Source organism: Acinetobacter suaedae (assembly GCF_008630915.1).
In the GTDB taxonomy this organism is placed as follows: Bacteria; Pseudomonadota; Gammaproteobacteria; order Pseudomonadales; family Moraxellaceae; genus Acinetobacter; species Acinetobacter suaedae.
This window is the reverse complement of sequence record NZ_CP043909.1, coordinates 851,774-863,178: the sequence shown is the minus strand read 5'-3', so window position 1 is coordinate 863,178 and position 11,405 is coordinate 851,774. Positions and strand designations below refer to the sequence as shown.

Genomic DNA, 11,405 nt, shown 5'->3' with positions numbered 1-11,405 from the left:
TTTTTAAAAATTTTTTATTAAGGGGTTTATTTTTGGTTACATTTATGCATCAATCTTTATTAAAACTGTTTTAAATTTTAATTAATAAAGTAAAGTTCAAGTAATTTATCAATATTATTATTTTAGCAGGTGATTTAAAATAAAATTTAAACCACCCATTAAAGACACTAGTATTAAAAATTATCAGGGTTTTCCAAACGTCTAACCTCATCCCTCTTATTTGGATGATGCATTGTTGCAACACCATCCTCAGTTTTCTGATCCAATAAAACCTCCGGATTATAAATTGTTATTGTTTCTTGACCCAAACTATCCTCACCAACGATATATTTAAATCCTCTTCGATTCATCTTATTACACATTTGCTGATAAAGACCTTTTAAACCATTTTTTTCTTCATTAGGGTTATAATAAAAAGCATTCATCACTGCTGGCAATCCCAAACCACAGACCACTCCAGACAATAATACGCTAATAAAAGTATATCCAATCAAAATACTACTATATGCACTGAGTGCAGGGATATTAGCAACTGCTAAAATCAACGCAAGAGAAATTCCACCGCGCACCCCACCCCAGGATAAAATTGTTAAGCTACCATTATAACTTTTATTCCTAAATGACGGAAAAGCGGAGAAAGCAAGAAAATTTGCAGCAAAACGTGATAGATGAAGAATAATAAAGGCGATCACTCCTCCAATGATCAAATTTGCACTTAAATCTAAGATAAATAACTCTAAGCCAATTAAAGTAAATAAGAATGAATTGATAATACCTTCAACTGTATGCCAAAAATGGTTTACCTCACGTATTTCCCGCTGTTCTCGAAATTCTTGCCATTTATTTCCGACAATCAAACCACCTATGACACAAGCAATCGGTGCTGAAGCATGAGCAAACAATGCAACTAAATAAGAACCACTCGCCAACAAAGCTGTCGTTAAAATTAGTGACTCCATTTCATGCTTACCACGTAATAAACGCAATATCCCAAAACCAAATGCAAAGCCAATGATCACTGCAACAAATATTTCATATAATAAAGTTTCTAATGTTGCAATTAATGAAAAATGCTCACCTTGAATTACACTAAGCAATGTCATGAATAATGCAATACACATTGCATCATTAAACAATGACTCACCTTCAAGTTTAACCATTAAATGATGTGGTGCTCGTATCGAACTTAAAACTGCTTTAATCCCAATTGGATCTGTTGCTCCAAGAGCAGCACCAAGTAATAACAACACTGTGATTGGGACAGGATATCCAACAATCCATTGAAATAAATATAGCAATCCTGCATAAAACCCAGCACAAAGGACTAATGCAATGGTTGCTAAGATACCTATTGGTTTCCAGTAGTTTCTTAAATCTGATATTTTAAATTTTAATGCAGATGAAGTAAGAATAAAACAAATTACACCATTAATTAGAAAATCATAAAAATCAATATCACGAACCGCTGACTCTATATTTTGAATATTGATTGAAATAAACTGATTACCATGCAGTAAGCTTGCCCCCCACTGCAATATAAAAACAAAAATAGCCGATACAATTGGAACACCAATTGCTTGTGGAAAACCCAATATCCTCTTATTAAAAATAGTGGTCGCAATGGATAATGCAAAAATAACCGTTAGTGCCTGTAGTAGAAAATAATTACCCATACAACCTCTTTATTTTCGAGTATTAAAAACATTATGCTTCAATCAACCTAAATGATGTCAAAACAATTTAATTTATATTAAAATTCATCTCTAAATTTAGTACGAAAATCAATAAAATTTCTTAGATCATGCAAATGTATTACACTGATTAATATCACCTGATTTTAATCCTACTTGAAACCAATGCATGCGTTGTTCACTCGTACCATGTGTAAAACTATCAGGTACAACTTGGCCTGTTGCTCGGCGTTGTAAATAATCATCACCAATTTTCTTAGCAGCATCCATCGCTTCTTCAATATCACCTTGTTCAAGGAATTGGGTACGCTGATGGTTTTTATTTGCCCAGATCCCCGCAAAACAATCCGCTTGTAACTCCAAACGCACAGACAATTGATTACCCTGCGTTTGACTCATTTGCGCACGTGCTTGTTGTACTTGACCTGAAATACCAAGCAAATTCTGAATATGATGGCCTACCTCATGTGCAATCACATAAGCTTGAGCAAAGTCCCCAGCCTGATCTTGACGAGATAGCTCAGTTTGATTTTGTTCACCTGAAATTCCCATCTGCTGGCGCATATCCCTAAAAAAAGAAGTATCGATATATACTTTTTGATCTGCTGGGCAATAAAATGGCCCCATCGCAGCTTGAGCAGTTCCACAGCCAGACCTCACCACACCACTAAATAGTACCAGTCGTGGTGGCTGATATGTCATTCCTAGTTGCTGAAAAATAGGTGTCCACGTATCTTCTGTATCAGCGAGTATAGTTCCAACAAAATCACTCGCCTCTTTCTGATCCACAGTTAAATTTTGTGGCGCTGATGTCTGTTGAGAGGATTGTGAATTCGTTACAGCTTGAGTTGCTTGATAAGCTTGTTGAGGATCGACCCCAAAAAACTTCCATGCGACAAAAGCCACAATTAATCCTAATATACTAATGCCACCTGCCTTTGCTCCGCCACCACCACGACGATCTTCAACATTGGTACTGACCCGACGACCTTTCCAACGCATAACTACCTCTCTATTTTCAATGATGACGATCTGGCTTCTAGGTTTATACGTTTGATCGTAATTTTTGAATCAAGTTTATAATAACTAACACAAAGGCTCCTGCAAGTAAGCCCACGCCAAGATTGATTAGAGTAGGCGTTAAAGCACCAATAATCGAACCAAAACTCGGAATAAGTTCTAAATGATCAACCGTTTCTTCAGTAAAATGATGCAGTAAAGGGACAGTATGCGTAATGATGCCACCACCAACCAAAAACATTGCAATCGTCCCAACAATTGACAGGGTTTTCATCAGAATGGGAGCAAAACTGAGTAAACCACGACCTATTTTATTTTTTAATTCAGAAGTTTGTTGAGTCAAATATAAACCAAGATCATCAATTTTAACGATCATTGCGACTAAGCCATACACACCAACCGTCATTACAAGTGCAATTAGACTTAATACTGTAACTTTAGTCATAAATGCTGCTGTTGCAACGGTGCCTAACGAAATCACCACAATTTCAGCAGATAAAATAAAGTCTGTGCGTATAGCCCCTTTCACTTTTTCTTTTTCAAATTTGACCAAATCAACTTCTATTTCTTTTAAATTTTCTGCTGCCTCATCAGATGTTTTAGCTTTTTTATGGTGTAGTAAATGTACAACTTTCTCTACCCCCTCATAACAAAGGAAAAGACCTCCCACCATGAGCAAAGGATTAATTAGCCACGGTGCAATCACACTGATCAAAAGTGCCAAAGGAACGAGAATTAATTTATTAACAAATGACCCTTTGGCAACACTCCAAACTACAGGTAACTCTCGATCTGAACGCACACCACTCACTTGCTGCGCATTCAAAGCCAAATCATCACCTAACACACCTGCTGTTTTTTTTGCTGCCATTTTACTCATCACCGCAACATCATCTAACACAGTTGCGATATCATCGAGCAGCATTAATAAACCACTTGCCATATTCTTGTCCTAATTTATATTTATCTATCGTATTGTAGAATTGCTTTAAGTATTCACAAGATTATTTTTAAGAAAAAAATTTGAAGCAATCGCTGACGAAAAAAATTTATTTCCCGTACAATAACGCCAATCTTATATTGATGAAATCACTAAATCTTGGAACATATCATGAGTAATGCTGATCATCGCCCAATTATTTTGACAGGCGACCGCCCTACTGGCCAACTTCACCTCGGACATTTTGTCGGTTCATTACGCTCTCGTGTAGGTTTACAAGACAGTCATCACCAACACCTTCTCTTGGCTGATGCTCAAGCTCTTACAGATAATGCAGATAACCCAGATAAAGTTCGTAATAATATTTTACAAGTCGCCTTAGACTATTTAGCTGTTGGAATCGATCCGACCAAAACCACCATTTGTGTACAATCATGCTTACCTGCGCTCAATGAACTGACCATGATCTATCTTAACTATGTCACAGTGGCACGTTTAGAGCGAAATCCAACTGTAAAGGCTGAAATTCAATTACGTAATTTCGAACGAGATATCCCAGCAGGTTTCTTGTGTTACCCAATCGCTCAAGCTGCAGACATTACTGCATTTAAGGCAACGGTTGTTCCAGTTGGCGAAGACCAGCTACCAATGATTGAACAAACAAACGAAATCGTCCGTCGTGTTAATCGTCAAATAGGTCATGACCTATTACCAGAGTGCAAAGCACTTTTATCAAACATGGCTCGTCTACCAGGCTTTGATGGTAAAGCGAAAATGTCAAAATCATTGGGCAATACCATTGTATTAAATGCTTCTGATAAAGATATTAAGAAAGCTGTAAATGCAATGTATACCGATCCAAATCATCTGCGTATTGAAGATCCTGGTCAAGTGGAAGGCAATATTGTCTTTACTTACCTTGATGCTTTTGACCCAAATAAAGAAGAAGTTGAGGAATTAAAAGCACATTATCGCCGTGGTGGCTTAGGTGATGGTGCAGTAAAAAAACGCTTAGAAGGTATTTTACAAGAGTTGATTGCACCAATTCGTGAGCGTCGAGCAGAACTTGAAAAAGATCCAGATTACATCATGGATATTCTTAAGCAAGGTACGGAAAAATGTCGTGACATCACGCAACAAACATTAGATGAAGTAAAATCAGGTCTTGGGTTATTTAAATTTTAATTCTGTTTGATATAAATCAAAAAAGCCCATTTTTGGGCTTTTTTATTGTAAGCACTTGATTTAAGTCTAATTTAAGAACTGATATAAAAAAATAAAAACTGGCACTTTTTGTCACTTATTAACATCTATTAACAGTAATTAACACGAATACGCATGAACAAGGTCATGTTTTTAAATAATATAGCGATGTAGATTAGCAAGCACTAATCTCATGACATTTCTCCTTTTCAACCGAAACTGTTCTATACAGATTCGTTGTTCAACGCAATGATCACCCCAATCATTGCGTTTTTTTGCTTATAATATTGTGATTAATATCAGTTGAAATTAGGCTGACTTAGATTTATCTTATAACTGTTTTATTTATATAAAAATCTATTAAATATTTCAAAAAGAAATAAGAGTAATTTCGATGATTTTAGATCTCCTGGCACACCCTTCAAATTTTATTTTTAGTGTTGCACTCCTGCTATGTCTATTTATTGGTGTTCTTGAAATTATCCTACTCTTACTTGGTGGTAGCTCTAGTTTTTTTGAGCAATTTTTACCAGATAGCCTATCCGATGTAAATCAAGCAGATGTCTCAATTGAACACTCAAACAATGTTTTTATTCAATTTCTCGAATGGCTCTATTTAGGCAAAGTTCCATTACTCATTTGGCTGATTATTTTCTTAGCGGCTTATGGATTAACAGGCTTAATCATTCAAGATATTTTCTACCACCTGACTGAACATTATTTTTCAGCATGGCTAATTGCACCAGCCAGCTTATTTTTGTGTATGCCAATCGTTCGATTTAGTGCAAAATTCATCGCAAGAATTATTCCTAAAGATGAAACTACAGCCATTCATAGTGATGATTTAATTGGCCTCACTGCACATATTGTTTTAGGTGATGCAAAGCCTAATTCCCCTGCTCAAGCCAAAGTCAAAGATCAATTTGGTCAGACACATTATGTCTTAGTCGAACCAGAACTTGATACTATCTTTTATCAAGGCCAAGACGTTATTTTAACGCAAAAAACCAAAATCGGCTTTCAAGCCATTGCTACATAATCTTTTTTTAAAGTGTTTACATAGAGGGTTTTTAAATGCTTACTTCAGCATTGACTGAAATTTTAATTATTACCGGTATTATTTTCGCTGTACTGATCTTTATTGGGGTGGTGATTGCTAGATTATATACACGCTCTAGTAAAGAAGTCTCTTTTGTTCGTACAGGTTGGGGCGGAGAAAAAGTGATTTTAAATGGCGGTGCAATTGTACTTCCTGTTTTACACGAAATTATTCCAGTAAATATGAACACTTTACGTCTAGAAGTTAAACGTGCTGCAGATCAAGCACTTATTACCCGTGATCGTATGCGTGTTGATGTAATGGCTGAGTTTTACGTTCGTGTTAAACCAATTGCAGAATCGATTGCGACTGCAGCACAAACTTTAGGTCGCAAAACCATGTCCCCACCTGAGCTAAAAGATTTAGTTGAAGGTAAATTTGTCGATTCACTTCGTGCTGTTGCGGCTGAAATGGCAATGGAAGAATTACATGAGAAACGTGTCGATTTTGTGCAAAAAGTCCAACAAGTGGTTTCCGAAGATCTATCAAAAAATGGTTTAGAGCTTGAAACCGTATCATTAACAGGTCTAGATCAAACCAGCTTTAAGTTTTTTAATCCACAAAATGCCTTCGATGCAGAGGGTTTAACCAAACTTACAGAAACTATCGAAGATCGTCGTAAAAAACGTAATGACATCGAACAAGATACAGATCTTGCTATTCGTGCAAAAGACTTAGAAGCAGAGCGTAGAAGATTAGAAATTTCTCGTGAAGAAGAATATGCTAAATTGCAACAAGAACGCGAAATTTCAATTCGTAAAGCTGAACAACTTGCTGAAATTGCATCACAAGAAGCTGAAAAAAAACGTGAGGCTGAAGAAGCTCGTATTGCTGCAGAACGTGAAGTTGAATTGAAACGAATTGCTGCTGCACGTGATGTCGAAAATGAGAATATCCAAAAATCACAATTGATTGAAAAAGCACAAGTTGAACAAAAGAAAACCATTGAGCTTGCGGAACAAGATCGAGCAATCGCGATTGCAGAAAAGTCACGTGCTGAATCTGAAGCAAAAGCACAAGCAGATAAAGCACGTGCTGAAGCAGTAAAAGCCGAAGAAGAAGTTGTGACTGTACGTGAAACCCAGCGCGCAGAACGTCAAAAAGCAGTTGAATTGGTTGCTGCAAAACAAACCGCAGAAAAAGATGCGATTGCAATCACAGTAGCAGCTGATGCAGGTAAAAAGGCAGCAGCGGATGAGGCTGAAGCTGTACGTATTGCTGCTGAGGCTGAAGCTGAAAAAGTGCGTTTAAAAGCTAAAGGTGAAGCTGATGCGAAAGTATTACTTGCTCAAGCCTTAGAGAAACAATACCAAGTGGATGCTGAAGGTACACGTGCAGTCAATGAAGCTGCAAATGTCCTTTCTGCTGAGCAGGTTGAAATGCAGATACGTTTGGCTTTACTCAAACATTTACCAGATATTATTCGTGAAAGCGTTAAACCAATGGAAAATATTGATGACATCAAAATCTTGCAAGTTAATGGCTTAAATGGTTTTGCTGGTGGTTCTGCTGCGTCAGGTGAAAATGTAGAACACGGTACAACTGCTTCATTATCCGATCAGGTGGTGAATAGTGCCCTACGCTATCGTTCACAAGCACCACTTATTGATAGCTTAATGAATGAACTTGGTTTACAAGGTGGTGATATCAATGGTTTGACTCAAGGGTTGAAACCAAAAGCTGAATAAGCATTTTGATCTATTAAAAAACCCCAATGTTTCCATTGGGGTTTTTTAAAGATTAAAATCTAACGAATTATGCTAAACCTTTCTCTTTCAATACTTGCATCATTGTTGAACCAAGCTCAGCTGGGCTACGAGTGTAAGCCATACCTGCTTTTTCAAATGCAGCGAATTTCTCTTCAGCAGTACCTTGACCACCAGAAATGATCGCACCAGCGTGACCCATACGCTTACCTTTAGGCGCAGTTACACCAGCGATGTAACCGACTACAGGCTTAGTCACGTTAGATTTGATGAATTCAGCTGCTTCTTCTTCCGCTGTACCACCGATCTCACCGATCATGATGATTGCATCAGTATCTGGATCGTCTTGGAACAATTGAAGTGCTTCGATTTGGTTCATACCTGGGATTGGGTCACCACCGATACCGATACAAGTAGATTGACCTAAACCAAGCTTAGTTGTTTGAGCAACAGCTTCATAAGTCAATGTACCTGAACGTGAGATGATACCAATACGACCTGGTTGGTGAATGTGACCAGGCATAATACCAATCTTACATTCGCCCGGAGTGATCACGCCTGGGCAGTTAGGACCAACTAAACGAGTACCGTTACCGTTAGTTTCTAAGTAGCGTTTAGCTTTAAGCATGTCGATTGTTGGAACACCTTCAGTGATCACAACGATCAAGCCAACACCTGAATCAACCGCTTCAACGATTGAATCTAAAACGAATGGAGCTGGTACATAGATAACAGAAGCATCAGCTTGAGTTTCACGAACCGCTTCTTTCATTGTGTTGAATACAGGTAGGTCAAGGTGAGTTGTTCCACCTTTACCTGGAGTAACACCACCAACAACTTTTGTACCGTAGTCTAAAGCTTGTGCAGAGTGGAAAGTACCGTTTTTACCAGTAAAACCTTGTACCAATACTTTAGTGTCTTTATTAATTAATACGCTCATGATTGATACTCCTTACGCTTTAACTGCAGCTACAACTTTTTCTGCGGCATCAGACAAACCGTTCGCAGAAATTAATTTCAAACCAGATTCATCAAGTAATTTCGCACCTAACTCAGCGTTGTTACCTTCTAAACGAACAACAACTGGTACAGTTACATTTACTTCTTGAACCGCTGCAATAATTGCTTCAGCAATCATGTCACAACGTACGATACCACCGAAGATGTTGATTAAAACACCTTGTACAGAAGTATCGGCAAGGATGATTTTAAACGCTTCGATTACGCGCTCTTTAGTTGCGCCGCCACCAACGTCAAGGAAGTTTGCAGGCTGACCACCATAAAGTTTAATGATGTCCATAGTTGCCATTGCAAGACCAGCACCGTTCACCATACAACCGATGTTACCTTCTAAAGCAACATAGTTAAGATCAAATTCAGATGCTTTTAATTCACGCTCATTCTCTTGAGATTTGTCACGTAAAGCAGCAACTTTAGGTAAACGGTAAAGCGCGTTAGAGTCGATACCTACTTTTGCGTCTACACATAAAATTTCGCCATTTTCACGAACTGAAAGTGGGTTAATTTCAAATAAAGCAAAATCATTTTCAACAAATGCTTGGTAAGCAGCTGTCATGATTTTTACAAATTGACCGATTTGCTTGTCTTTCAAACCCAAAGCAAACGCAACTTCACGTGCTTGGAATGGTTGTAAACCAACTAATGGATCAACTTCAACTTTGATGATTTTTTCAGGAGTTTCTTCAGCAACTTTCTCGATTTCTACACCACCTTCGGTAGAAGCCATGAAAGTAATACGACGGCTAGAACGGTCTACAACCGCACCCAAATAAAGCTCACGCTCAACTGGGTAAACGTCTTCAGCAACAATGATGCTGTTTACTGGTTGACCATTTGCATCTGTTTGATACGTTACAAGACGAGTACCAATGATGTTGTTCGCGAATTCGATAACATCTTCTTTAGATTTTGCAACTTTAACACCGCCAGCCTTACCACGACCGCCCGCATGAACTTGCGCTTTCATTACAGCGAATTTACCACCAAGCTGTTCAAATGCAGCAACTGCTTCGTCTGCATTGGTTGCCAAGATACCTTCTTGTACTGGCATTCCGTATTCTTTCAATAACGCTTTAGCTTGATACTCATGTAAGTTCATTTAGTTACCTACTATGTTGTTTGGTGTGATACAGCCCAGTTGTTTTTAGAGCTGGGCTGCTACATATTGAGTAAATGAAAGTCTAAATAAGACCATCATCATCATTTAAAAAAGTGTGGCAAGCCACACTTTTTGTTTATTTACGCTTACGTTGAATTGCGTGGATTGCACGACCATCAACAGAAAGCGCCGCTTCATGTACAACTTCAGAGAATGTTGGGTGACCAAAAGTCATCAATTGCAAATCTTCAACTGAAGATACAAATTCGAGTGCGATCATACCTTGGTGTACGATGTCAGACGCATTTGGACCAACAACGTGCATACCTAAAAGACGATCAGTTTTTGCATCCGCAACGAATTTAACAAAACCGGCAGTATCACCTGCAGCCAATGCGCGTCCGTTCACCGCAAATGGGAATTGACCTGCTTTAACTTCGTGACCTTTTTCTTTCGCTTGCTCTTCGGTTAAGCCAACCCAAGCTGCTTCTGGATGTGTATAAATAACGCTGATGATTGTGTCATAGTTCACTTGAGCAGCATGACCGTGAATACGTTCAACAGCCATTACGCCTTCTTCCATTGCTTTATGTGCAAGCATTGGACCACGTACTAAGTCACCAATTGCATAAACACCTTCAACAGATGTTTGGCACTGATCGTTCACATCAACTAAACCACGTTCAGTGAGTTTAATGCCACAATCTTCTGCTAATAAACCTTCTGCATATGCTTTACGGCCTACACAAACGATTAATTTATCAAAAACTTGCTCTTTATCTTCACCAGCTTGGTTATATTTAACAGTTACTTCACGTCCATTGACTTCAGTACCAGAAACTTTTGCACCGATACGAATATCTAAACCTTGTTTTTTCAAGATTTTTTGATATTCCTTAGACAATGCTTTGTCAGCCATTGGTAAGAATGCATCTAATGCTTCAAACACAACAACTTCTGAACCAAGGCGACGCCATACTGAACCAAGCTCTAAACCGATAACACCTGCACCGATAACACCAAGACGCTTAGGAACTTCTGGGAATTTTAATGCACCAGTAGAATCAACAATTAAGTCTTCATCCACAGGAGCAACAGGAATGTTTACAGGTACTGAACCCGTCGCAAGAATGACATATTTCGGTTCTAAAACTTGTACATCACCTTCAAATGGCGTGAATTCAACCTTTTTACCTGCAAGTAATTTACCTGTACCTTGTAACCACTCGATACCATTACCTTTAAGTAACTGAGCAACACCACCTGTTAATTGATCAACAACTTTGTCTTTACGTGCTAACAAAGTGTTTAAATCAAATTTAACTTCACCTGTCGTAATGCCGTGTTCAGCAAGTTCGTGAACAGTTGCTTCGTAACGGTGAGAAGAGTCAAGTAATGCTTTAGAAGGGATACAACCCACGTTTAAACACGTACCACCCAAAGACGGTTTGCCGTTGTGAATACGTTTTTCAATACATGCAACTTTAAAACCTAGTTGTGCAGCACGAATCGCTGCTTCATAACCACCAGGTCCACCGCCAATAACAACAAGATCAAACTGTTGAGACATTTTTATCTCCAAAATCCCATATAAAGGATCACTTTATATGGGAGGCAATATTTGTAG

The 11,405-nt window shown here is 38.2% G+C and carries 9 protein-coding genes; 3 read left to right on the top strand and 6 right to left on the bottom strand.

Annotated elements, in window-relative coordinates; all coding sequences use genetic code 11:
• Positions 1–173: 173 nt before the first annotated feature.
• From F2A31_RS04075 to F2A31_RS04065, 3 genes are all read right to left on the bottom strand, one after another.
• Entirely contained in the window at positions 174–1,673 is a 1,500-nt protein-coding gene (locus F2A31_RS04075; protein WP_150025304.1) for a cation:proton antiporter, read from the bottom strand.
• Between the two features lie 126 nt (positions 1,674–1,799).
• Positions 1,800–2,693 (bottom strand): KPN_02809 family neutral zinc metallopeptidase, encoded by an 894-nt coding sequence (gene ypfJ / locus F2A31_RS04070; protein ID WP_150025303.1) that lies wholly within the window; start codon positions 2,691–2,693, stop codon positions 1,800–1,802.
• A gap of 43 nt (positions 2,694–2,736) precedes the next feature.
• Positions 2,737–3,654 carry a DUF808 domain-containing protein gene (locus F2A31_RS04065; RefSeq protein WP_150025302.1) on the bottom strand — a complete coding sequence of 306 codons (918 nt, stop codon included), beginning with the start codon at positions 3,652–3,654 and terminating at the stop codon, positions 2,737–2,739.
• Positions 3,655–3,822: 168 nt separating this feature from the next.
• On the opposite strand from F2A31_RS04065, the gene trpS reads away from it, so the two are divergent.
• The 3 genes from trpS (at position 3,823) to F2A31_RS04050 (ending at position 7,641) form a co-directional block, all read left to right on the top strand.
• A complete protein-coding gene (gene trpS / locus F2A31_RS04060) occupies positions 3,823–4,836 on the top strand; it encodes a tryptophan--tRNA ligase (RefSeq protein WP_150025301.1) in 1,014 nt (337 codons plus the stop codon).
• 412 nt (positions 4,837–5,248) lie between these two features.
• On the top strand, positions 5,249–5,893 hold the full coding sequence (locus F2A31_RS04055; protein WP_150025300.1) for a YqiJ family protein: 645 nt from the start codon (positions 5,249–5,251) through the stop codon (positions 5,891–5,893).
• A gap of 35 nt (positions 5,894–5,928) precedes the next feature.
• A complete protein-coding gene (locus F2A31_RS04050; protein WP_150025299.1) occupies positions 5,929–7,641 on the top strand; it encodes a flotillin family protein in 1,713 nt (570 codons plus the stop codon).
• A gap of 67 nt (positions 7,642–7,708) precedes the next feature.
• Here F2A31_RS04050 and sucD read toward each other — a convergent pair whose 3' ends face one another.
• The 3 genes from sucD to lpdA form a co-directional block, all read right to left on the bottom strand.
• Entirely contained in the window at positions 7,709–8,599 is an 891-nt protein-coding gene (gene sucD, locus F2A31_RS04045) for a succinate--CoA ligase subunit alpha (RefSeq protein WP_005089438.1), read from the bottom strand.
• A gap of 12 nt (positions 8,600–8,611) precedes the next feature.
• Positions 8,612–9,778 carry an ADP-forming succinate--CoA ligase subunit beta gene (gene sucC / locus F2A31_RS04040; protein WP_001048573.1) on the bottom strand — a complete coding sequence of 389 codons (1,167 nt, stop codon included), beginning with the start codon at positions 9,776–9,778 and terminating at the stop codon, positions 8,612–8,614.
• Between the two features lie 136 nt (positions 9,779–9,914).
• Complete coding sequence (gene lpdA / locus F2A31_RS04035) at positions 9,915–11,348, bottom strand: dihydrolipoyl dehydrogenase (RefSeq protein WP_150025298.1); 1,434 nt, start codon at positions 11,346–11,348, stop codon at positions 9,915–9,917.
• Between the last annotated feature and the right edge of the window lie 57 nt (positions 11,349–11,405).

Bases quoted from the DNA above. Each gene is read 5' to 3' on its own strand.
- sucC (WP_001048573.1), bottom strand. From the start codon at position 9,778: ATGAACTTACATGAGTATCAAGCTAAAGCGTTATTGAAAGAATACGGA.
- F2A31_RS04055 (WP_150025300.1), top strand. From the start codon at position 5,249: ATGATTTTAGATCTCCTGGCACACCCTTCAAATTTTATTTTTAGTGTT.
- F2A31_RS04050 (WP_150025299.1), top strand. From the start codon at position 5,929: ATGCTTACTTCAGCATTGACTGAAATTTTAATTATTACCGGTATTATT.
- F2A31_RS04065 (WP_150025302.1), bottom strand. From the start codon at position 3,654: ATGGCAAGTGGTTTATTAATGCTGCTCGATGATATCGCAACTGTGTTA.
- F2A31_RS04075 (WP_150025304.1), bottom strand. From the start codon at position 1,673: ATGGGTAATTATTTTCTACTACAGGCACTAACGGTTATTTTTGCATTA.
- sucD (WP_005089438.1), bottom strand. From the start codon at position 8,599: ATGAGCGTATTAATTAATAAAGACACTAAAGTATTGGTACAAGGTTTT.
- lpdA (WP_150025298.1), bottom strand. From the start codon at position 11,348: ATGTCTCAACAGTTTGATCTTGTTGTTATTGGCGGTGGACCTGGTGGT.
- trpS (WP_150025301.1), top strand. From the start codon at position 3,823: ATGAGTAATGCTGATCATCGCCCAATTATTTTGACAGGCGACCGCCCT.
- ypfJ (WP_150025303.1), bottom strand. From the start codon at position 2,693: ATGCGTTGGAAAGGTCGTCGGGTCAGTACCAATGTTGAAGATCGTCGT.